This window comes from Undibacterium sp. JH2W (assembly GCF_049340425.1).
In the GTDB taxonomy this organism is placed as follows: domain Bacteria; phylum Pseudomonadota; class Gammaproteobacteria; order Burkholderiales; family Burkholderiaceae_D; genus Undibacterium.
Map to the genome: position 1 here is coordinate 304548 of NZ_JBMPOT010000005.1, position 24073 is coordinate 328620.

General features: G+C 48.7%; 18 protein-coding genes. 4 read left to right on the top strand and 14 right to left on the bottom strand.

Going from position 1 to position 24073, the window contains the following annotated elements; all coding sequences use genetic code 11:
* Window positions 1-432: a Cd(II)/Pb(II)-responsive transcriptional regulator gene (gene cadR / locus ACO0LC_RS09335; RefSeq protein WP_423002383.1), complete on the bottom strand. Its 432-nt coding sequence runs from the start codon at window positions 430-432 to the stop codon at window positions 1-3.
* Between the two features lie 136 nt (window positions 433-568).
* On the opposite strand from cadR, the gene ACO0LC_RS09340 reads away from it, so the two are divergent.
* Window positions 569-2800: a heavy metal translocating P-type ATPase gene (locus ACO0LC_RS09340; protein ID WP_423002384.1), complete on the top strand. Its 2232-nt coding sequence runs from the start codon at window positions 569-571 to the stop codon at window positions 2798-2800.
* An 88-nt stretch (window positions 2801-2888) separates the two neighbouring features.
* Here the strand turns inward: ACO0LC_RS09340 and ACO0LC_RS09345 are convergent, their stop codons facing one another.
* From ACO0LC_RS09345 to ACO0LC_RS09385, 9 genes are all read right to left on the bottom strand, one after another.
* Entirely contained in the window at window positions 2889-3194 is a 306-nt protein-coding gene (locus ACO0LC_RS09345; protein WP_423002385.1) for a hypothetical protein, read from the bottom strand.
* A 99-nt stretch (window positions 3195-3293) separates the two neighbouring features.
* Complete coding sequence (locus tag ACO0LC_RS09350; protein ID WP_423002386.1) at window positions 3294-4835, bottom strand: SpoVR family protein; 1542 nt, start codon at window positions 4833-4835, stop codon at window positions 3294-3296.
* 8 nt (window positions 4836-4843) lie between these two features.
* Complete coding sequence (locus tag ACO0LC_RS09355; RefSeq protein WP_423002387.1) at window positions 4844-6115, bottom strand: YeaH/YhbH family protein; 1272 nt, start codon at window positions 6113-6115, stop codon at window positions 4844-4846.
* A 56-nt stretch (window positions 6116-6171) separates the two neighbouring features.
* Window positions 6172-8094 (bottom strand): PrkA family serine protein kinase, encoded by a 1923-nt coding sequence (locus ACO0LC_RS09360; RefSeq protein WP_423002388.1) that lies wholly within the window; start codon window positions 8092-8094, stop codon window positions 6172-6174.
* Window positions 8095-8443: 349 nt separating this feature from the next.
* Window positions 8444-10744 carry a putative bifunctional diguanylate cyclase/phosphodiesterase gene (locus ACO0LC_RS09365; protein WP_423002389.1) on the bottom strand — a complete coding sequence of 767 codons (2301 nt, stop codon included), beginning with the start codon at window positions 10742-10744 and terminating at the stop codon, window positions 8444-8446.
* 410 nt (window positions 10745-11154) lie between these two features.
* Window positions 11155-11967 (bottom strand): ABC transporter ATP-binding protein, encoded by an 813-nt coding sequence (locus ACO0LC_RS09370; RefSeq protein WP_423002390.1) that lies wholly within the window; start codon window positions 11965-11967, stop codon window positions 11155-11157.
* Between the two features lie 2 nt (window positions 11968-11969).
* Complete coding sequence (gene ntrB / locus ACO0LC_RS09375) at window positions 11970-12869, bottom strand: nitrate ABC transporter permease (RefSeq protein WP_423002391.1); 900 nt, start codon at window positions 12867-12869, stop codon at window positions 11970-11972.
* Between the two features lie 9 nt (window positions 12870-12878).
* Window positions 12879-14048 (bottom strand): CmpA/NrtA family ABC transporter substrate-binding protein, encoded by a 1170-nt coding sequence (locus ACO0LC_RS09380; RefSeq protein WP_423002447.1) that lies wholly within the window; start codon window positions 14046-14048, stop codon window positions 12879-12881.
* Window positions 14049-14452: 404 nt separating this feature from the next.
* The gene (locus ACO0LC_RS09385; RefSeq protein ID WP_423002392.1) at window positions 14453-15121 is read right to left on the bottom strand and encodes an ANTAR domain-containing response regulator; all 669 of its coding nucleotides are present in this window, start codon (window positions 15119-15121) and stop codon (window positions 14453-14455) included.
* A gap of 144 nt (window positions 15122-15265) precedes the next feature.
* Here ACO0LC_RS09385 and tsaD point away from each other — a divergent pair, with 144 nt between their 5' ends.
* The gene (gene tsaD / locus ACO0LC_RS09390; RefSeq protein WP_423002393.1) at window positions 15266-16294 is read left to right on the top strand and encodes a tRNA (adenosine(37)-N6)-threonylcarbamoyltransferase complex transferase subunit TsaD; all 1029 of its coding nucleotides are present in this window, start codon (window positions 15266-15268) and stop codon (window positions 16292-16294) included.
* A gap of 20 nt (window positions 16295-16314) precedes the next feature.
* On the opposite strand, the gene ACO0LC_RS09395 is transcribed toward tsaD, so the two are convergent.
* The 3 genes from ACO0LC_RS09395 to ybaK form a co-directional block, all read right to left on the bottom strand.
* Window positions 16315-16776, bottom strand: coding sequence for a cache domain-containing protein (locus ACO0LC_RS09395; RefSeq protein ID WP_423002394.1), 462 nt, complete (start codon window positions 16774-16776; stop codon window positions 16315-16317).
* An 89-nt stretch (window positions 16777-16865) separates the two neighbouring features.
* Window positions 16866-17501 carry a glycerol-3-phosphate 1-O-acyltransferase PlsY gene (plsY, locus tag ACO0LC_RS09400; RefSeq protein ID WP_423002395.1) on the bottom strand — a complete coding sequence of 212 codons (636 nt, stop codon included), beginning with the start codon at window positions 17499-17501 and terminating at the stop codon, window positions 16866-16868.
* Window positions 17502-17590: 89 nt separating this feature from the next.
* Window positions 17591-18082, bottom strand: a complete 492-nt coding sequence (ybaK, locus tag ACO0LC_RS09405) for a Cys-tRNA(Pro) deacylase (RefSeq protein ID WP_423002396.1) — start codon at window positions 18080-18082, stop codon at window positions 17591-17593.
* 799 nt (window positions 18083-18881) lie between these two features.
* Here ybaK and ACO0LC_RS09410 point away from each other — a divergent pair.
* Together ACO0LC_RS09410 and ACO0LC_RS09415 are read left to right on the top strand one after the other, a co-directional pair.
* Window positions 18882-21416, top strand: a complete 2535-nt coding sequence (locus ACO0LC_RS09410; protein ID WP_423002397.1) for a TonB-dependent receptor plug domain-containing protein — start codon at window positions 18882-18884, stop codon at window positions 21414-21416.
* A 98-nt stretch (window positions 21417-21514) separates the two neighbouring features.
* On the top strand, window positions 21515-23572 hold the full coding sequence (locus ACO0LC_RS09415) for a prolyl oligopeptidase family serine peptidase (RefSeq protein WP_423002398.1): 2058 nt from the start codon (window positions 21515-21517) through the stop codon (window positions 23570-23572).
* A 164-nt stretch (window positions 23573-23736) separates the two neighbouring features.
* On the opposite strand, the gene ACO0LC_RS09420 is transcribed toward ACO0LC_RS09415, so the two are convergent.
* Entirely contained in the window at window positions 23737-23928 is a 192-nt protein-coding gene (locus ACO0LC_RS09420) for a hypothetical protein (RefSeq protein ID WP_423002399.1), read from the bottom strand.
* Window positions 23929-24073 lie beyond the last annotated feature (145 nt).

The following is a 24073-nucleotide window of genomic DNA, read 5'->3' on the forward strand; positions in this document are numbered from 1 at the left end:
TCATTTACCCGGCGCATGGCAGGCACAAGCTTCGCCATGCGCTGCGGCCACCAGTTCATGCAAGATCCCACATTCCTGCCCCTGATGCGTTTCATCACAACGGGCGCGTAGTTGTGTCAATTGCTTTTCCAGGGCGCGCATGCTTTTCAACCTGGCTTTGACGCGGCTGATTTGCTGGTCAATAAGCTGGTTGATATCCCCACAATCCTCCAGCGGACTGCTGATAAAGGCGACCAGGCGTCTGACATCGGCCAAAGGAATATCCAGCGCACGGCAGTGGCGTATAAAAGACAGGCGTTCCAGATGGGCCGGAGTATAGCTGCGATAACCATTCTCTTCGCGTGCCGGTTCTGGCAGCAGGCCCTGCTTTTCATAAAAGCGTATGGTTTCTATATCAACACCGGTAGCGTTCGCCAGTTCACTGATGCGCATGGGGACTCCCTGTAAGATGTGGGCGTGATCATTTTTCAAGCAGAATCAAAGCTGTAAAGTTTCGCTTGACCCTGTAGCGACTCCACAGTTTACACTCATTGTAAACTATCGCTGAGAGATGCAAGAAAAAATGCAAATGCCTGAAAAAACCACCTGCTGCGGCCATCACCATCATCACGAGGCACCTGCCACGGACAGTAAGCCAGATACTGCCCTGCCAGCGCACGCCAGCAAACTCAGGCTGAAAATCGAGCAAATGGATTGCCCCACCGAAGAAGCCCTGATACGCAAGGCCTTGTCCTCACTGCAGGGTGTGCTGGCACTCGAATTTGACTTGCTCAACAGGATATTGACAGTACACCATGAAGCAGCCGATCTTGCTGCGCTCCAGCAACGCCTGGCTGGCACCGGTATGCAGGGTGCCATTGTCCAGGACGGTCAGGCTGCAATAGCTCAGGATAAATTGCCTCGCCGCTCCTGGCTGGATTACTGGCCCGTAGCCTTGGGTGGTATGGCTGCCATCGTCGCAGAATTGCTGGGCTGGTATGGTGGTAATGAAAACTCGCTCGTCATCGCCCTGCTGGCGCTGTGCACCATCATCAGTTGCGGCATTCCCACCTTGAAAAAAGGCTGGATAGCCTTGCGCCACTTCACGCTGAACATACATTTATTGATGACAGCAGCAGTCCTGGGGGCAACGGCCCTAGGCCAATGGCCAGAAGCGGCCATGGTGATCTGGCTGTTTGCCATTGCCGAGCTGATAGAAGCTGCCAGCCTGAGCCGGGCACGCGACATTATCCAGGGCTTACGCTCGCAGGCGCCAGAAACTACCCTGTTGCAGCAACCAGACGGCAGCTGGCTCAGCGTAGCGACGGATGCAGTCGCGCTGGGGCAAGTCATACAAATACGCCCCGGCGACAGGGTTGCCCTGGATGGCATCATAGAAACTGGCCTGTCCAGCATCAATGAGGCAGCGATCACGGGTGAAAGCATGCCAGTAGAAAAAACCCCCGGAGATCAAGTGTATGCAGGCAGCCTGAACCAGAACGGCTTGCTGCAAGTCAGGGTCACGGCTGTAAAGGCATCCACCATGCTGGCCAGGATTGCCCTGTCTGTGCAAGAGGCACAGGGCCAGCGTGCGCCTACCCAGTGCTTTGTTGACCGCTTTGCGGCAATTTATACTCCTGTGGTATTTGCCGTCGCCATACTGGTAGCAATATTGCCACCACTGTTGTTGCAACATGGCTGGCATGACAGCCTGTATCGTGCCCTGGTCTTGCTGGTGATAGCCTGCCCATGTGCCCTGGTCATTTCTACCCCAGTCACTGTGGTCAGTGGCCTGGCACTGGCAGCCCGCCGTGGCATCGTCATCAAGGGCGGCGTCTACCTGGAACAAGCCAGACATTTAAAAACCATCGCTTTTGATAAAACCGGCACCCTGACTGCGGGTCGGCCGCAATTGATAGAAACCATCAGTCAGGGCAAGCAAACTGCAGAGGAATTGCTGATCCTGGCCGCCAGCCTGGATGCCCACTCCAGCCATCCATTGGCCATCGCATTGCTGAATACCTGCCAAAAGCCCCTAATGACGGCTACAGATAGCAAACTGTTTGAAGAGGGACGCGGACGTGGTGTAAGTGGCCTCATTAATGGACAGGAATATTACCTGGGCAACCAAGCCATGTGGCAAGTTCTGCAAGCAGGTAAACATGATGTTCTGGCAGATACGGCGCTGGCAGCACAATTGGATAAACTGGAAGCGGCAGCATATACCGTCCTGTTCCTGTGTCAGGGTAGCAAGCTGCTGGGCTTGCTGGCGCTGGCCGATCAGATACGCGAACATAGTCGCCCTGCCGTGGAGGAATTGCAAGCCATGGGCATCAAGACTGTGATGTTGACTGGTGACAATGAAAAAACGGCAGCAGCCATCGCCGCGCAGGCGGGCATCAGCGAATTCCAAAGCCAAATGCTGCCCGGAGAAAAACTGCTGGCCATACAAAAATACAGCAAAGACGGCTTGATAGCCATGTGTGGCGACGGCATTAATGATGCTCCTGCTTTGGCCAGGGCCGATATAGGCTTTGCCATGGCAGCAGGCAGTGATACTGCACTGGAAACTGCCGATGTCGCCTTCATGCAGGATGATTTGCGCAAGCTGCCAGAAATGATCAACATCTCACAGCGCACGGCCAGTATCTTGCAGCAAAACATCAGCTTTGCCTTGCTCGTCAAATTTGTGTTTTTTGGATTGGCTTTGAGCAATCATGCCAGCCTGTGGATGGCTGTGTTTGCCGATGCGGGCACCAGTGTGCTGGTGGTATTGAATGGCTTGCGCCTGTTGGCGCATAAAAATCAGAACGAGGCCTAGAATAAAGTCAGGGCAAAAACCAGTCTGAAAAAACACCAAAGCGGCTATGGGAATGAGTCGTGCTCATTCCCCAGCCCTTGGGTCTCATTTATTCGGCATGAGAAATCGCTTCATTGAGCATAAGTGCATGTTCGACGATTTCTGTTTCATCACCGATACGGCTATTCCAGGCACGCGCGAAATAACTTTTCTCTGCTGGGGTCGGTGCTTCATACCAGATCACCATCAGCGTCCCCTTGTGGTCATGTATCTTGGCCAGCTTGGTGATGCATTCTGTATTACCATCAATATCTGCCAAGCCCATAGCGTAACCATAGACACGGCTCAGACGTTCTATGCGGTCTGGTTCAGTTTCGCTATTGGTAGCAGAAATTTTTGGGTGGTCCAGATACATGGTGCGTCTCCGTCTTCTGATGAGTGTTTTTCATTCTAACTGATAGACTGCGCTGTCGCTATCGGGATTTGGGGGCTTGGCCCCGGCAGCTTGAAAAACTCAGGGTCTGTTGCGTTTTTCCCATTTACATTCCTGCCTGGCCAGGACTTTTGACTCAGGGTCCACCGTTTCCAGATACACATCAAACCCCCATAATCTGGCCACATGTTTGAGCATTTCACCGGTTTGCGGATTCAGAGGGCGCCGTAAATACTGGGTATGGCGCAGGGTCAGCGCCCTGTCGCCTTGCATGTCTACCGCCCATACCTGGATATTTGGCTCACGGTTACCAAGATTATATTGCCCTGCCAATTGCTCGCGCAGATAGCGATAACCATGTTCATCATGAATGGCCGAGATTAATAGCTTGTCCTTACTGTCATCATCCAAAATAGAAAAGAAATGAAAATCGCGCATCAGCTTGGGTGACAGATACTGGGCTATAAAGCTTTCATCCTTGAAATTGCGCATGGCAAACTGCAAGGTTTTTTGCCAGTCAGCCCCGGCGAAATCCGGGAACCATTCACGGTCTTCTGGCGTTGGATCTTCACAAATACGACGGATATCACGCATCATGGCAAAACCCAGTGCATAAGGGTTAATACCATTAAAGTAACGGCTACCTACCGGCGGCTGATAAACCACATTGGTATGGCTTTGCAAAAATTCCATCATGAAACCATCACCGACTACACCTTCTTCATAGAGTTGTTGCAATATGGTGTAATGCCAAAAGGTGGCCCAACCTTCATTCATGACCTGGGTCTGGCGCTGTGGATAAAAATACTGTGACACCTTGCGTATGATACGCACGACCTCACGCTGCCAGGGTTCCAGCAAGGGGGAATATTTCTCGATGAAGTACAAGAGGTTTTCTTGCGGCTCTGGTGGAAAGCGTTGTTTAACCATGCTCTCCGGCGCTTCATTGCGTCGTGGTATGGTGCGCCACAAGTCATTGACTTGTGATTGCATGTATTTTTCCCGGTCCTCCTGCCGCTCTCTTTCTTCGGCCAGGGAAATCCGCGCGGGGCGCTTATATCGGTCTACCCCATAATTTTGCAAGGCGTGACAAGAATCGATAATCAGTTCCACCGCTTCCATGCCATAACGCTGTTCGCAATCTGCAATATAATTTTTGGCAAACAACATGTAATCGATGATGGCCTCGGCATCAGTCCAGGTACGGAACAGGTAATTCCCTTTGAAAAAAGAATTATGCCCATACGCTGCGTGCGCTATCACCAGTGCCTGCATGGTCAGGCTATTTTCTTCCATGAGATAAGAAATACAGGGATTGGAATTGATCACGATCTCATAGGCCAGTCCCATCTGGCCGCGCTTGTAGCTTTTTTCAGTCGACAGGAAATGCTTGCCGAAAGACCAGTGGTTATACGATACCGGCATGCCCACCGAGGCATAGGCGTCCATCATCTGCTCAGCGGTAATAATTTCCAGCTGATTTGGATAAGTATCGAGGCCAAATTGTTCGGCGACCCGACGTATTTCTTCATGGGCCTGTTCTATGAGCTCGAACGTCCATTCTGATTGTTCGGGCAAGGCGCGTAGGTGTTTTTTCCTGGGGCTGACATGGTCGTTTTCCATGGATTACCTCATTTCGGCTGCTTCTTGAACAGTTCCCGAAAGACCGGATAAATATCCGCCGGTGTCTCTATTTTTTGCATCGCAAAGTGGGCTTGGTGCTCTGCGACTTTTTCATATTCCAGCCATAGGTTTTGCGGCTGGCCATCAGTAATTTCTACATAGGCATAATACTGCACCAGGGGCATGATGCTATTGATGAGCAATTGCTTGCACGTGACAGAATCATTGTCCCAGTTATCACCATCCGATGCCTGCGCCACATACACATTCCAGTCAGATGCTGCATAACGTTCACGGACAATTTGCGCCAACAGATTCAGGGCAGAAGAGACGATAGTGCCACCCGATTCGCGCGAATGGAAAAACGCTTCTTCATCGACTTCCAATGCCGTCGTATGATGGCGTATGAAGACAACTTCTATCTTTTCATACGCACGTGTCAAGAACAGATACAGCAAGATAAAGAAGCGTTTTGCTGTATCTTTTTTTTGCTCATCCATGGAGCCAGATACATCGAGCAGGCAAAACATGACGCATTGACTGGCTGGCTTGGGTATTTTGACGCGATTGCTATAACGCAGATCAAAAGGATCAAGGAAGGGAATCGCCAGCAAGCGTGTGCGCAGATGATGTATCTCTTGCTTCAGGGCCACAAAGTGAGGATCTTTAGCATCAACCCCTGATTCCAGCAAGGCTGTCATTTCTGCTTCTGCATCTTTCAATCTGCGTGCAGATTTACCACCTACCGCTATCCGTCTGCCCATGGCACCGCGCAAAGACCGTAATACATGCAGGCTTGATGCCGTACCAGAAGTTTTATAACCGGCACGCTGACTCTTGAAATCTGTCGTCGAAGTCAATTGTGTCTTGACCATATTGGGCAATTCCAGGTCTTCGAAGAAATAATTCATGAATTCTTCGCGCGATAACTGAAATACGAAGTCGTCCTCACTGGGGTCTTCGCTATTGCCGCCCTGCCCTTTCCCCGAACCACCGCCACCACCTTTGGGGCGGGCAACCTGGTCGCCACGCTGGTATTGCTCATTACCTGGCTGCACGCCTTCCCAGACGCCGCCGTGGGCGTGGCCGAAGGTCGGCTCGCTGACATCCTTGACGGGGATGGAAATGCGCTCACCGCTTTCTATATCGGTAATTGAGCGTCCTTTGACTGCCCTGGCAACAGCATCTTTGATCTGCCCCTTGTAGCGACGTAAAAAACGTTCGCGATTAGGGGCAGATTTATTTTTACCCTGGACACGCCGGTCAATCAAATGAACCAAAATGCTCTCCCGTTTGCCCTGAAATTTCTAGCATTACTCTGCTATCCACGCTTCAATTATGAAGATTTTCTGACTCGTAAATACCATTCGCAAAGCAGACGTACCTGTTTCGCTGTATAACCTTTGGCCACCATGCGCTCGACAAATTCCTGATGTTTATTGGAATCGTCTGCACTGGCTTTGGCATTGAAGGAAATGACAGGCAACAACTCTTCCGTATTCGAGAACATTTTTTTCTCGATGACAGTGCGCAGTTTTTCATAACTGGTCCAGGCGGGATTTTTGCCTGCATTCTGCGCCCTAGCCCTCAGCACAAAATTGACAATCTCGTTGCGGAAGTCTTTAGGATTGGAAATACCTGCCGGTTTTTCTATTTTTTCCAACTCATTATTCAATGCATCGCGATCAAAGCTTTCACCGGTATCTGGATCGCGGAATTCCTGATCCTGTATCCAGAAATCAGCAAATGTCACATAGCGATCAAAGATATTCTGACCATATTCTGAATAGCTTTCCAGATAAGCAGTCTGAATCTCTTTGCCTATGAATTCGGCATAGCGTTGCGCCATGTATTCCTTGATGAAGGACACATATTTTTGCTCAACTTCAGGTGCGAATTGCTCGCGTTCTATCTGCTGTTCCAGTACATACAGCAAATGCACGGGATTGGCAGCGACTTCAGTATTATCAAAGTTAAATACCTTGGACAAAATCTTGAAGGCAAAGCGAGTGGACAAGCCATTCATACCTTCATCAACACCAGCATAGTCAGAATATTCCTGACGCGATTTGGCCTTGGGATCAGTATCCTTGAGGTTTTCGCCGTCATACACTTGCATCTTGCTGAAGATGCTGGAATTTTCTGGTTCTTTCAGGCGTGATAGTACGGCAAATTGCGCCATCATTTTCAAGGTGCCAGGTGCGCAAGGGGCGGCAGCCAGCGAAGAAGTGCGTACCAGTTTGTCATAAATCTTGATCTCATCACTGACACGCAGGCAATAAGGCACTTTGACGATATAGATACGATCGAGAAAAGCTTCATTGTTTTTATTGTTTTTAAAGGCTTTCCATTCCGACTCATTCGAGTGAGCCAGGACTATACCTTCAAACGGTATGGCACCAAAGCCTTCCGTGCCTTTGAAATTGCCTTCCTGGGTTGCCGTCAACAGAGGGTGCAAGACCTTGATCGGTGCCTTGAACATTTCGACGAATTCCATCAAGCCCTGATTGGCCAGGCAGAGGCCACCAGAATAACTGTAGGCATCAGGATCATCCTGCGCATACTCTTCGAGTTTGCGGATATCAACTTTACCAACCAGGGAAGAAATATCCTGATTGTTTTCGTCACCAGGCTCAGTCTTGGAAACAGCGATTTGTTTCAATACAGAGGGATAACGCCTGACCACACGGAATTGGTTGATATCACCATTAAATTCATGCAGGCGTTTCACAGCCCAGGGACTGGGTATGCTTTTCAGGTAACGGCGTGGTATGCCAAAATCTTCTTCCAGCAAAACTCCGTCTTCATCCTCATTGAACAACCCCAGGGGTGATTCATTTACGGGTGAACCCTTAATGCAATAAAAGGGTATCTTTTCCATCAAGGCTTTCAGCCTTTCCGCGATGGAAGATTTACCACCACCAACAGGTCCCAGCAAATACAGAATTTGCTTGCGTTCTTCCAGACCTTGAGCAGCATGACGGAAGTAGGCAACGACTTGTTCTATCACTTCCTCCATGCCATAGAATTCACGGAAGGCAGGATAGATCTTTATGACTTTGTTGGAGAAGATGCGTGATAGCCGCGAGTCATGCCGGGTATCTACCAGCTCAGGCTCGCCGATGGCAGCCAGCATGCGCTCAGATGCGCTGGCATATACCAGCCTGTCCTTTTTGCAAAGATCCAGGTATTCCTGCATGGAATACTCTTCTTCACGCGTACGTTCATATCGCGCGGTGTAGTTGTCAAAGATATTCATCCCGACCTCCATGGATAAGCAGTCAAATGCAAATGCCGAACTGGTCTGGTGGCCGCATAATCGTCATTCCAATTAATTGCCAGCCAGCACACTACGACTTTAGTGTAGTTGAAATTATCAAAACGTGCAGGCGAAATTGTTACTCTGTGCAAAATGTTGGGCTTATGCAAAACTTGTTCACAAATAAGCTGCATGCGTCTAAGCTATCCAACGCAACGCGGGACGCGCCGTTGACAAGCTCTGCAAATATGCAATGAAGACGATGATTGAATCCAGCCCATGACGCAGATGCACAATTTTTTGCACATACCATTTATGTATATGTAAAAAAATGTGAAGAAGAGAATATTCAGGCGAGCTTGAACTGGTAGGCAGGCGGTGTTTCTTTGGCAGGTATTTCAGTCAATAATAATTCCAGCGCAGAGACTTCCAATGGCCGGTAATAAAAGTATCCCTGAAAATAATCACATCCTATCTCTTTCAGGAAATTCTCCTGTGCCTCGTTCTCCACACCTTCAGCAACTGTGTGGCACGACAAGATATTGGCCAGTGAGATGATGGCCTTGATGATCATTTCGCTTTTCTTGTTGTAGCCTATCTGCGCCACAAAGGAACGATCTATTTTGACACTCTGCGCCGGGAAATGACTGAGCTTGGAAAGGGAGGAATAACCAGTACCAAAATCATCAATCGCAATATTGAACCCACGCGCCTTGAGCTCATCGAGATGATGTATGGTCAGGGCTTCGTTGGCGATCAAGCCTGTCTCGGTAATTTCAAATTCGATATACGATGGTGCAATATCATAGCGGTTGCAACATCCATCTATCAGTTGCAACAAGTCATTGCGGGCAATATCGGTGGCCGACAAATTCAGTGCGATGACAGGGCAATCGGCATAACGGTCCAACCAGTCCCTGACCTGAAAGCAAACCTGGTTCATGACATAGTTGCTGATCAGCCGTATCAGGCCGGCACGTTCAGCAATTGGAATAAACTCTGCTGGCGCGACATTACCCAGGGTGGGAGACTCCCAGCGCAGCAAAGCTTCGAGGCCGGCAATATTGCCTTCACGGTCTACCTTGGGTTGATAAACCAGGCGGAATTCATTTTGTTTCAGACCGTTGACGATACCGACTTCAATTTCTACGCTACGGCGTATTTGCAGGGCATCCTCTTCATCGAACAAGGTGACGCTTTGATCACTGGACCGGCGCGCCGTATCGAGTGCCACTTCACTGCGGCGTATCAAGTCATCAGCCTCCTGATCCTCAGGTCTGACCAGGGCGATACCGGCAGAGAATTGTATCAATAGATTTTCACCATTGATTTCCAGTTCTTTTGGTAAATTATTTCTGACTTTTTCCACCAGTTTGATGATTTCACCTGGGGTACGGGAATTCTCTACAACAAAGGAAAAGACTATGCTGCGCAAGCGGGCGCAGAAACAATTCTTGGGTAAGGTACGTGACAATTCTTCAGCAAAGCGGCGCAATAAAATGTCACCAGTATGCGCCCCAAACTGTTGATTTGCGTGGCGTATGCTATTCAGACGGAAAGACACCAGGGCCGTTACCTTGTTCTCGTCATTCTTCACCAGCACGTCTTGCAAATGGCTGCGCAACATATCACGGTTGGGCAAGTTGGTCAGGGCATCATGGCGACTCAGATAGTCTTCACGTTGCAGGCTGAGTTGCAATGCATGATGCATGGAATGCAAGCCGGACACATCCCGCAAGGCGACGATGTAATGATCGGTGGAAGTCTGGGAGATATTTTCCAATGCAACCAACTTGCCGTCGCGAGTGCGATACGCCGACATGCGCATATTTTCTGACTCATCACTATTCGGGCTTTTCAAGCGCACGCTATTGTCCAGTGACAGCCAGGCAAACAAGGCCGGCTCTTCCTTGTCATCTGCTGGGCGTCCCAGCAAATTATTGGCCAACTGATTCGCCTGCAAAATTTGCCCGCTGGCATCCGTCAGCAACAAGGCAGTTCCGGCATTCTGGAAAACTTCTTCATACTGGGCGTGGCTGACTGCCAGGGCAACACTGGCTTGGCGATAACGCAGTGCCGACACATCCAGTTCGTGCAGGACGCGGAACACCGCCAGCGGCACGCAAGCATTAAAGAACAGGAATAACAGGGATTGTATATAAGTGTTGCTGGCAGGAAGAGTGATGTCGAAGCCGGGTATATTGAGCAGGGGCCGGTTCAGTAACAGCAAGAGGAAAGGCAAGACATTAAAGGCCATCAATCCTATTGCCAGCCGCGTACCAAAGAAAAGCCGGGCAATAATAGGCGTTGTATAGATGAAGATATAGCCAAACTTGGCAATCTCGAATTTATTGATCAGGCAAACAATGGCAAATGCAGACGCATAAACCGTACCGATAAGTATGGCGGCACCAGCACGTAAATGACGGGATGAATAATACAAACCCAATGCCAGCACAACATAGAAAAAGCCTACTACCCACAGCACCTGATAAGCACCAACTGCGATTGCGTCCAGAGAACTGTGAATCGCTACTGCCGCCTCCAGCACAAAGCCAGACATCAAAATGATACGTAGTGCACTTAATTTCCATGCGGCGTGCTCGGCAGGCGTTAATGCACTTTCATTTAGAAAAAGCCAGCGAAACATGTCATGTAATCAAAAGAAGAAGCCAGAGCCTGTTGTTACAAAAACGGGTGAATACATGAACAAGGGCGCAACGATATTAATCAGAAGCAACAAAATTACTTTCAGGTATTTCCTCCCAATTCCACATCAACAGAGATCATTAAATCTGTAAAAAAATGTTTCCAAAAGGATTGTTCATTCTCTCACAGATTCCAGCGAATTCAGCAGATATTGTCACAATTAGCCGCATTAAAAATGAAAAATAATTTTCATTTGGTAAAGTTAATCGATATTAATATTTCATACTGCCGGAATTGTCTGAACAACAAACTTTGCTTAGGTTCATGCATGAAAATATTGCAATAGCTTGAGATGCTAAAGTGAAACCTCGTCTTACCTGCAAAAAAGCAAGACGGTTTCCAAGCTGCAACTCACGCCGCTTCATGCACCGGGTGTGATTGTCGATGATATAAAAATTCCAGCACTTCTGTCCGGTATCGTGCATATAGCGGGTTCTGTGCCAAGGCCACGCGGTCACGCGGCCTGTCCAGATCCACTTTCAAGATTTCACCTATAGTCGCTGCCTGGCCATTGGTCAGCATGACGATACGGTCAGACAGCAATACCGCCTCATCCACATCATGCGTGACCATGACCACAGTGGATTGCGTTTTGGTGACGATCTTCAGCAATTCATCTTGCAGATGCGCACGTGTCAGGGCATCAAGAGCGCCGAAGGGCTCGTCCATGAGCAAGACTTTGGGTTCTATCGCCAGTGCACGGGCGATACCCACACGTTGTTTCATGCCACCAGAAATTTCGTTCGGGCGTTTTTTCTCGGCATGCGTCAGGCCCACCAGTGACAGAGCTTGCATGGTGCGCTTTTGCAATTTCGTCCCATTCTCGGTAGCACCAAACACACGCTCTACTGCCAGGAAGACATTTTCATAGCAAGTCAGCCAGGGCAACAAGGAATGATTCTGGAACACCACGCCGCGCTCTGGAGAAGGGCCGGAAATTTCCCTGTGTGCGCACAGCAAGGTACCGGAACTGGCATTAGTCAGGCCAGCGATCAGATTCAACAGCGTCGATTTGCCGCAACCAGAATGACCTATCAGTGTGATGAACTCTCCCTTTTTGACATTCAGGTTAATATCGCGCAATGCATGGAAACTGCCTTTCTTGGTATTGAAGACCATCTCTACCTGATTGATCTCTATGTACTTTTTGTCGATTTCATTCATGATCATGTCCCCACATCTTCATAAGTAAAGGCGCGTGCTATCGCCACCAGGATTTGCTCAAGTATCAACCCCACCATGCCGATGACGACGATGGCAATGATGATGTGTGGTACGTTCAGGTTATTCCATTCGTCCCACACCCAGAAGCCTATGCCTACGCCACCGGTCATCATTTCTGCCGCAACGATGACCAGCCAGGCCGTGCCTATCGCCAGCCTGACGCCCGTCAGCATATAGGGCAGAACCGAGGGCAGGAGAATACGGGTAATGATTTTCCATTCAGACAAATTGAGCACGCGGGCGACATTCATATAATCTTGCGGAACGCGCTGCACGCCTATCGCGGTATTGATAATCATGGGCCAGATAGAGCAGATAAAGATAGACCAGATCGCCGCCGGATGGGCAGACTTGAACACCAGCAAACCTATAGGCAGCCAGGCCAGTGGCGAGACAGGCTTCAACAGACTGATAATGGGGTTAAACATACCAGATAAAAATTTGAAGCGACCTATCAAAAACCCCAACGGTATACCCACTGCTGCAGCCAGACCAAAACCGACTGCCACACGTTTCAGGGACGCATAAATATTCCAGCCGATGCCCTGGTCATTTGGCCCTTTTTGATAAAAGGGATCAGAGAATACTTTGATGGCTTCCTGCAAAGTCAGCCAGGGTGAAGGAAAAGTCGTGTTCTTGATTGCGATGATTTCCCATATCAGTATCAGCATGCCAACACCAAACAAAGGCGGCAACACACTCAGGAAAAAAGGCCGGAACGAACGTAGTTTTTTTTCTTTTTTGGGTTTGATTTGCTTAACCACGTTTACTTCCTTCGTTGTCGTCGCAGCGCCGGCGGTATCGTCTGTTGCGGGCATTACACCATGTACCAGGGTATTCATCACAACTCCTTAGGCCTTGATTTTGAAAGAAGCTGCGTAGGCAACTGGGTTCTTGCCATCCCAGACCGTGCCGTCCATGAACTTGCTGCTACGCATGGGGTCTTTTGGTACAGATACCTTGACCATGGTCGCAGCGTCCTTGTAGATGTCAATGCGGTTAACCGCTTTTGCCACTGCCAGATAATCAGGATCGGCTTTCAGCAAACCCCAGCGTTTGTGCTGGGTCAGGAACCACATGCCATCCGAGAGATAAGGGAAATTCACCGCGCCATCATTAAAGAATTTCATGCAGTTAGGGTCGTCCCAGGTTTTGCCCAGACCATTTTGATAACGTCCCAGAATGCGCTGATTGATGACATCGACCGAGGTGTTTACATAGGATTTATCGGCTATGGTTTCTGCCATCCTGGTCTTGTTGGACAGCGATGCATCTATCCAGCGGCTGGCATCGAGGATAGCGGCCACAACTGCGCGTGCGGTGTTTGGATATTTCTGTACGAATTCAGAAGTCGTACCCAAAACTTTTTCCGGATGATCTTTCCAGATGTCCTGTGTCGTTGCTGCCGTAATACCTATGCCGTCTGCAATTGCCCTGTGGTTCCAGGGCTCGCCTACGCAATAACCATCCATATTACCGACCCGCATATTCGCCACCATTTGTGGTGGTGGCACGGTAATGACCTTGGCATCTTTCATGGGGTTGATGCCATGTGCAGCCAGCCAGTAATACAACCACATCGCATGGGTGCCGGTAGGGAAAGTCTGGGCAAAAGTATATTCGCGCTTATCGCTTTGCATGAGCTTGGCCAGACCGGCACCATCTACTGCGCCCTTCTCTGCCAGCTTCTTCGACAAGGTAATAGCCTGGCCGTTATTATTCAGCGTCATCAGCACGGCCATGTCTTTTTTATTACCGCCTACACCCAGTTGCACACCATAGATCAGGCCATACAGCACATGCGCAGCATCCAGCTCGCCATTGACCAGTTTGTCGCGCACGCTGGCCCAGGAAGATTCTTTGCTCGGGATAATCTTGATGCCGTATTTTTTATCAAAGCCAAGCACCGATGCCATAATCACAGAAGCACAATCAGTCAGGGGAATAAAACCTATGTGCACTTCTTCTTTTTCTGGTTTGTCTGATCCCGCTGCCCACACCCCACCAGTACTCAAGCCCATGATGCCTGCCCCGCTTGCCAGTGCAGCAGTTTGCAAGAAACTGCGACGTTTGAAATTAGGTTCATTTTCTTCCCGCGTCTTGATGAGATTATTAGAAATTTCCTGATTCGACATGTCCGCACTCCAGCTAAATTGATTTCTATAATGAAAAAAGGTGTCGTCCCACCACGGATAAACCGGATGGAAAGACACCTTTGTCTGGTGAGGTGACCGCCGTTAGTCAGACTCACATTTTTTCTTAAGCACCAGCGTTGGCACTTTCTTTAGCTTCAGCAATTGTCGTGCCAGCTCAAATTAAAGGACTCTTACCCTCAGGCCAGCATGGTGAAATAAAAATCCCTGAAAAACACCAACTGACGCGCACTTAAATGACGCAACGCACCATTTCCATGCGCAAAGCAGGTTCAGCCACCGAGCAAATCCGCCACATCCAACATGCGCTGCGCCAGATCCACCAGCTTCAGGTTCTTTTCCATGGCTTGCTTGCGCATTTTTTGATACGCCTCGTTTTCTGAAAAATGATGACGCTCCATCAGCAAACCCTTGGCACGTTCTATGGTTTTTCGCTCTTGCAGCTTGGCCTTGGTATCAGATAATTCACTACGCAGCTTTTGATCGGCATTGAAGCGCGCCATGGCAACGTCGAGCACAGGCTTGATGCGCTCAGACTGCAAGCCGGCAACCACGTAGGCCGAGACACCGGCTTCCATGGCCACTGCCATATTCGACTGGTTGCCATCTTCCGTGAACAAGACGATGGGGCGTGGCGCATCACGGGTCAGCATGACCATATGTTCTAATACATCACGCGAGTCAGATTCAGCATCAATAATGATCATGTCAGGCTGCAGTTGGGCGATGCGCTCGCTCATATAGATATCGCCAGGAATAACAGCGATGATGTTATAACCCGCTTGCAGCAAGCCTATACGCAAGGCGCGTGAGCGGGCCAGTTGCGCCTGGGCGTGCTCCTGCAACTCATCTTCGCGCTGGATGACCGTGTTCACCACCACTATCCGCAGACTGGGGGACACTGGTGTTGTCGCTTCGTCAGTATTTGCTTTGTCGCGCATTGATGGCCCATGCCAGATATAATTATGTTTACCAGTCATAGCAAGAATCACACCAATTCCCGGCCTGGGCTGCAAGCCACCAGTAGCTTGCATTCTTGCCATGCGTATGTAATCGGCTGGCCTTTCCCTTATTTAGAAACAGATATGATAGTTCTCGGCGTTGAATCCTCTTGTGACGAAACCGGTCTTGCCCTGTATGACACAGAGCGCGGCCTGCTTGCTCATGCCCTGCATTCGCAAATCACCATGCACCAGGAATATGGCGGTGTCGTGCCCGAACTGGCTTCACGCGACCATATACGCCGCGCCCTGCCCCTGCTGACCGAAGTATTGAGCAAGTCCAATCTGGACAAACAAGCCATAGATGCAATTGCCTATACCCAGGGACCAGGCTTGGCCGGTGCCTTGCTGGTGGGTGCCTCGGTTGCCTGTGGCCTGGGTATGGCACTGGATAAGCCTGTATTGGGTGTCCATCATCTGGAAGGCCATTTGCTATCACCCTTGCTGGCCAGCCAGCCACCTGAATTCCCCTTCATCGCCCTGCTGGTCTCTGGCGGCCATACCCAGTTAATGCGGGTGGATGGCGTCGGTCGTTACCAGCTACTGGGTGAAACCCTGGACGATGCTGCGGGTGAGGCTTTTGACAAGTCCGCCAAATTGCTGGGCCTGTCTTATCCAGGTGGCCCTGCGATTTCGCGCATGGCAGAATTTGGTGACCCGGCTGCTTACCAGTTCCCGCGCCCCATGCTGCATTCCAAGGACTTGAACTTCAGCTTCTCGGGCTTGAAGACAGCGGTACTGACGGTGGTCAAAAACCACCCTGCAAATATCTGCGAACAGGATAAAGCCAATATTGCCCGTGGCTTTGTCGATGCCATCGTCGCCGTGCTGACGGCCAAGTGCATCACAGCAATGAAGGAAAGTGGACTGAAACGTCTGGTGATTGCCGGTGGTGTCGGTGCCAACCTGCAATTGCGCGCCTCCTTAAATGCAGCGGCAGCAAAGAAGCGTTTTCAGGTATATTACCCAGAGTTGGAATTCTGTACCGATAATGGCGCGATGATTGCTTTTGCCGGTGCCATGCGCCTGAAAAACAATCCCAGCCTGGCGACCAGGGATTATGGCTTCAATGTCAGGCCGCGCTGGCCCCTCCAAGAGTTGGTTGCCGCCTGATCAGGATTCAGGCTGCGTGTCTATTGATAGATACCGCAACCAACAATGACATTCTCAAATTTTTCCACATACATGGACTTGGGCTCTATCTGCTTGGTAGTAGGATTAACGAATTTATAGTCCTGCCAGGCACGGCCCTTAGCTTTGACTAATTCTATACGCTCACGTATAAAAAATTTACCATCGACATCGGTCAGGTCCAGCATCTCCTTGCCTACCATCTTGGGATTGAGGTGGGCGAGATTTTTGCCATTCATATCGTACACAACCACATACAAGTCACGGTCCTGATACTGTCCATCCCGTTTATTGATGTCAGCTACGGTCGCATCAACACCATGCTTTTTCATTGCGTCGACGGCTTTTTGCACCATGGCCTTGGCTTCATTGGCACTACCATACTCTGCAGCCGAGGCTGGCATGCTCAAAAAACCTAACGCGAGAAAACTTGCCAACCATAGTTTTTGGAATCGCGTCAGCATAAGCAAACCCCTCATCATGATTAAAAAAGCATGTTTCTTTTTCAAGCATAAATGAGGGGTAGAGATTATTCTAGATTTATTTGCAATATTTAAGATTTAATTTTCTTTTCAGCTTTTGTCGCATCCTTTTTGCTTCCCAGGCGGCTTTCTTTACCTGCGATCAGATTCGCAATATTCTGGCTATGACGATACACCAGCAAGGCACTCATGATGGAGACAGCCAGCATTTTGACATCTGGACCGAATAGCAAACCATAATAGAAAGGCGCGAAAATCGCCGCGACCAGGGCCGCCAGGGAAGAATAGCGAAACGCAAATGCCACCATCATCCAGCTCACCAATGTGGCCACCCCCAGCCAGATATCTATGCCTATCAGAACACCCGCAGCTGTGGCCACGCCCTTGCCACCGACAAACTTGAAAAACACTGGCCACAGATGGCCTATGAACACAGCCAGAGCCACGATGGCAATACTGCTATCATCGAATTGAAATTGATTTTGAAACCGCATCGCCAGCCACACCGCCAACCAGCCTTTGAACGCGTCTCCCAATAAAGTCAACACTGCCGCAGCTTTATTCCCACTCCGCAAAACATTGGTGGCACCAGGATTTTTTGAGCCATAGGTGCGTGGATCCGCCAATCCAAATAATTTACTGACCACGACGGCGAAAGACAGTGAGCCCAGCAGATAAGCTGCCACTGCAGCCAAAATTGTATTCATCTTGTTCCTTAGTATTCATGGGGAAATGCCTGGCAAGTATAAGCCAGGCAAATAGCAAAGCAAGTATTCAGGGATTTCAAATCCTGGGACTATTCATCCAGGGCGCAATCCACGGGGCGTGCCTGCAACAGGCTGGGCAGCAAATCTGGTGCAATGCCGATCAGGTAACCGCGTTGACCGCCATTGATATAGATTTTCGACAGCGCCAGAATAGTGCGCTCCACATAAATGGGCATCGCCTTCTTAGTCCCAAAAGGGGAGGTCCCCCCGACCAGATAACCTGAATGCTTTTGCGCATTTTCTGGTTTACAGGGCTCTACCGATTTACAGCCAATTTGTCTCGCCAGGTTTTTGGTCGACACTTTTTTGTCACCATGCATGAGCACGATAAGAGGTTTGGCAGCTTCATCTTGCATTACCAGGGTTTTGACCACGCTATGTTCATCTACACCCAATTCCCGCGCCGACACCGCGGTTCCTCCATGCTCTTCATATGCATAGGGGTGCTCTGTAAATTCTGCTTTGTGCTTGCGCAGAAATTGTGTTGCCTGGGTTACCGATACATGTTCTTTCTTTGCCAAGTTACGCTCTCAAAAACAGGATGTTCTTCAAATTAAGTACGAATTATATCTTCTTATATCTTCTGAACATGCCAGGCTGTCATGCAAATCCAAGCTAAGTATGATTTTTCTTTTTACAGACAGAATCGAATTAAAGATAAGCAACCGTCTTATCACCCATCTTGATACTGACAGTACTTTAATGCTGTATTTTTCATTGAAGGGGCACTACAGCTGTAAATTCACTTGGCGAGAACTTCTGAGTTTGCGCAACATGACTCTTTCCCCAAGAGATTGTGGCACATCCATTACTGTCTACTCATGCATTCACGCAGTAAGTTATTATATTGCCAATATATAACCAAATTGAACAACATAAATCCAATTTCTTCAAGATACAAGATTGAAAATTAAAAACACACAAAACAATGTGAGGTAAATAGCAAAAATTTCGAATTCTCAAGCCTCAAATAATCATTTACAAAATTAAATATTTATTAAATACCCAATATTTTATTTCGTCGCAAGCCAGCAACAATCTTTAACATTCGAGTTACATTTCATTACATAATACCGCGCAAACCAGACGGTCTCTCTGGCGGTCTCTCTGGTTTTGCCTGAATGGTTTACACAAAATCTATAGGACCATTCAGTTAGCTCTATCGAGGGAAGGTCAGCTCGACGACATAAAAGCATAACGGGCTGATTTGACACCGATAAAATTAATAACAACTTAAGGTGGAAGTGAAAATATATGTACCTGAAAGAAAAGAAAGCTTCTCAATTGGTGCGTACGGCTCTGTGCATAATGGCAGGCTCCATGCTCACAATGAACGGTTATGCGCAAACCGTTTCGGAAGAACCAGCAAAACTGCAAAAGATTGAAATTACAGGTTCGAATATCAAACGTGTTCAAGCTGAAGGTGCCTCCCCAGTCCAGATCATTACCAGAGCTGAATTGGAAAAAACCGGTGCTACCAGCCTGTCTTCTGTCATACAAAATCTCTCATCAAACAATGTCGGTGCCTTGACAGGCGTCGAGTACAACGGCTTCTCCCCAGGTGCAACGACAGCGTCTTTGCGCGGTCTGGGTAGCGGTGCTACCCTGGTATTGGTCAATGGCCGCCGTGTTGCACAATACGGTATCACTGGCTTCCAGTCTCAATTTGCCAATCTGGATGCGATACCTGTTGGTGCAGTCGACCATATCGATATTTTGCTGGATGGTGCCTCCGCAATATACGGCTCAGAAGCGATCGCTGGCGTGATCAATATCTGGCTCAGGAAAGATTACACTTCTGGTGAAGTCAAAGTCAGCGGTGGCACTACCTCCAAGAGCAAAGCACAATCCAAAGACTTCAATATCTCCTACGGTATGGGCGATATCGCTGCTGACAAATTCAATGTGATGGGCTTTTTCGAACATCATGACTCTGATGCCTTGTCCATGCGTGACATCAATGCCTACAATAGCCAGGACTATCGTGGCTTTGGCATTACCAAAGGCGACCGCCGCACTCCCTATTCCGTACCTGGCAATGTCCTGGTCGGTAACGTGATTACTGCTTTACCAGGTTGTGATCCTGCCAACCTGGCACCGAATGGTCGCTGCCTTCTGGACCGTTTTGACTGGACAGACGCAGTTCCAAAGCGTGCCAATGATTCCATTTTCGTGCGCGGCGAATACCAGTTCAGCGCCAATCATAGCTTCTTCCTTGAAGCTGGCGTCACACAAATCAAAACCAATTTGCGTTTCGATCCACAGTTTTACGCTAATGATGACGCAGGCACTTTCACTGTAGCTGGCGGTAAAAACTACCTGCTGCGTACCGGTGACCTGGGTGGCCGCGCGGTAGATGTCAAAGACACAGAAACTCGCATCATTGGTGGCTTCAAAGGTACTGTAGGCAGCTGGGAGTACGACACAGCTGCAGGCTACTTGCTAAGTAAAGTGAATGTGGATCAACGTGGATTCATCATCACTGATCAAATGGAAGCTGCACTGGCAAATGGTACCTACGTGCCTGGTGCTGCCAACAACTCCGCTGCAGTGCGTGCAAAAATCTCTCCTACCTTAACCCGTAGTGGCGAAAACAAAACTTTGTTTGCAGACCTGAAAGTCAGCAACTCAGAATTATTTGAATTGCCAGGTGGTTATGCCGGTACTGCAGCAGGTATTGAATATCGCCGCGAATCCACCAGCGACGTAGATGACCAATACCTGCTGGATCAACGTGTCTACTCCATCGGCGGCTTGCCAAAATTACCATTCTCCAGCCGCAATGTTGCTTCTGCTTATGGTGAATTGAATCTGCCAGTCTTAAAATCACTGGAATTGTCTACCGCCCTGCGTGCAGATAATTACAGCGTAGGCGGTAATTCATTGACACCAAAATTTGGCGCAAAATGGAGCGTGCTCCCTACCGTGGTTTTGCGTGGCACGATTGCCAAAGGCTTCCGCGCACCAAACTTCCGTGAAATTTCGCCATCTGTCTCCGTTGGTTTCTACAATGGTCAGCAAGATCCGGTATTGTGCCAAACTGGCAATGAGCCAGATTGCAATATCTCTCTGAAAGCCAATATTTCTGGTAATACTGCACTGAAGGCAGAAAAATCTACCAGCAACACCGTCGGCATCGTCTGGGAACCGGTCAAAGACTATAGCGTCACTCTGGACTATTACAAAATAGAACGCCGTGATGAAATCAACTCTTTGGACATCACTTATCTGCTGTCAAATCAAAAAGACCCTAACTTCGCGAAATTCATCACCCGTGATAAAGGTGGTCATATCACTGAAGTAAGTCTGCCATACATCAATATCGGTAAAACGCAAGTCAGCGGTTTTGATCTGGATTTCAAGGGTAAACAAAATCTGGGCGAAAACGGCAAATTGAACTTCCGTTCAAAAATGTCACTGACCAGAGAATATCTGACAACACCATTCCCAGATAGCCCGACTGTAGATTACAACAAGACCTATAGCCAGCCTGAATTCCGTGGATCCCTGGCAGTAGGCTGGGAAAAAGGCCCATGGTCACACGAAATATCAGGTAACTATATCTCTGGCTATGATTACGTAGGTACACCAGCAGATAGCTGCAAGATCGACATCATTTATGGCGCTCCTGCTTCCTACTGCCGCGTAGCTGCAACAACTACCTGGGGTTGGTTCACAGGCTACAAAGGCTTCAAAAACGTGGAACTGGCATTGAACATCTCCAATCTGTTCGATACAAAACCACCATTTGATGCACGTAGCGCGCTGAATAATGGTTCATTCCCATACAACGCTAGCTATAACAGTCCATTTGGTCGTCGCTTCCAATTCTCTGTTAAATACGCATTCAAATAATCGTCAAGATTATTGAAAAAACAAGCAATATTGCATCCTTATAGCAAATATAGGATCAAATCTTTGGGGGCCTAGCGCCCCCATTTTCAGGAGTAAACATGAAATTTCGCTCAACGTTGCAACAACTGATCGTTGCCACTTTTGCCGCATTACCTATGTATGCAGTGCATACTGACGTCATGGCAGAAACAGCTGCCGTCACTTATAAAAGTGCCGCTGAAATACCGGTAGAAGTCTTCTTTAAACTGGCTGATTACCGTGACTTGTCGATGTCACCAGACGGTAAGACCATCGCCGCTATTGTGCCTCTGAATGGCCGCGGCAACCTGGTGCTGATAGACACTGCCACACGCAAGGCAAAAGTCATTACATCCTCGTCCCGCTTCGACATTGCAGAAAGCCGCTGGGTAGGCAATAAGTACTTATTCTATCGCACAGCTGACGGCCGGGAAGCACGGGGCCGCTTTGTCTACAAGGGTTCTTACTATTACGATATAGACAGCGATAAAAGCTGGGAACTGGAAAATACGAATGAACGCAAAAAAGGCGACATTCATATTGACGACATTATTATGACCGAAGGCAAAGATTCGCCTGAAGCCTATGTTTCTATGAAAGGTAGAAGCAAGGAGTATGCTGATGTTTATAAGTTCAATTTCAAAACCAGGCGCTCACAATTATTGACCTTTGAATCACCAGGCCGCACTGAAGGCTGGGAACTCGATACTCACAAGCGTCCGCGTATTGCACAAAGAGGTGAAATTCGTCCTGGCGCAGGTCAGCCACAAATGACCGCTTACTATCACCGTCCTATTGACAACGACAAATGGGAAAAGATATTTGAGCAATCGAGCTACAACAATGGCACGATGTATGATGTACTGGGCTTTGACGACGATGACCGTACATTGTATGTCTCCACCAACAAAGATGGTCTGGATAAAATGGCGGTCTTTAAATATGATACCGTCACCAAGAAATTTGGTGAACTGGTGCATGCGGATCCTATATTTGATATCAATGGCCAGAATTCCAGTGCACGCTTGATACGCGAAGGCGATGATGAGACAGGCAAGGTCGTGGGTCTGGCTTATGATGCGGCTAAACCTGTACGCATCTGGTTTGGTAATAGCGCAAGAAAATCCCTGACTGAGCAAATAGATGCATCCCTGCCCACAACCCACAATGCGTTCAGGCTGTCCTCTGATGGAAGTAAAGCATTAGTACACGCCACTTCAGATATTCAATCTGGCATTTACTATTTGTTTGACACACAAAAGAAAACCCTGGAACCCATCGTTCAGGACCGCGAATGGGCAAATCCCGAGTTGATGGCGGAGCGCAAATACATAGGCTTTAAAGCGCGCGATGGACTGCCTATCTATGGCTACCTGACCTTGCCAAAAAATTCGGATAGCAAAAACCTGCCATTGATCGTGAATATTCACGGTGGGCCTATGGTACGTGGCTTCCACTTCTCTTCCTGGGGACGTTGGCCTGAAGCGCAATTCTTTGCCTCACGCGGTTATGCAGTTCTGGAACTGGAACCGCGTGGATCTGAAGGTTATGGTCGCAACCATTATGTCAAAGCATGGAAACAATGGGGTGGCACCATGCAGGATGATATCAATGATGGCGCCATGTTCCTGGTGCAAGAAGGCATAGTCGATAAAAACCGCATGGGTCTGTTAGGTGGTAGTTATGGCGGCTATGCATCCCTTCAAGGTATGACCAGGGATCCAGATTTGTGGCGTTGTGCCGATTCAGTCGTGGCGGTGAGTGATCTTGGCCTTTTGCAAAACGTCTCATGGTCAGATACATCTGAAAATGCGGACGCTGCAACCGGCGGCTACCTGAACAATGAATTCAAACTCTGGGTAGGCGACTCCAAAGCCGATGCCGCTCTGTTTGAACTGCGTTCACCAGCCCGCAATGCTGCTAATGTCAAAGGCCCTATCATGCTGTCCATGGGTTCTGACGACAAACGCGTGCCTATGATACACGGCGAAAAAATGCGTGACGCATTGCTCAAAGCTGGCAAAACCCTGGACTACAAGGTTTATCCAGAAGAAGGCCATGGCTTCAATAAAGACGTCAACGTATTTGACTTATACAATCGTAGCGAAAAATTCTTTGCTCAGTGTTTGAAGAAATAATCTTCTTCCTTTAAGCAAGAGAATTGACGCAGATTGCGTATGACTAAACTATCCCCTGCAATTGCAGGGGATAGTTTTTTCATTATTTAAAAATGGATTTCCAAAATTCCAAGACGATAAAAAAGCGCCACAAATTTGGCGCTTTTCAAGGTTCTAGCTAACGCTCACTCTATCTTGGTAATAGGCGGCTGATAAGGGCTAGGCACCGGATTTCTGGGGTTACTTGGAGTCTCAGGCCCAAGACCTGGCTCATAAGGTACATGGCCAACTATCACCACCGTGCCGGCATCAACTGGCTCACCTTCGCCGTCACCGCCAGCAACCAAGATCAATTCTTCATTTGAAATCAAACGCATTTGACACTACTCCATTGTAGGTAAATAAATCATGTCGATCAGGACATGCGCATTTGCACCATTCACGGCTTTTTGTGCCGCAAACAGTATCCTGACATAGGATGCGATACATTTTCTTGCAGTCGATCCCATGTCTGAATTCTCT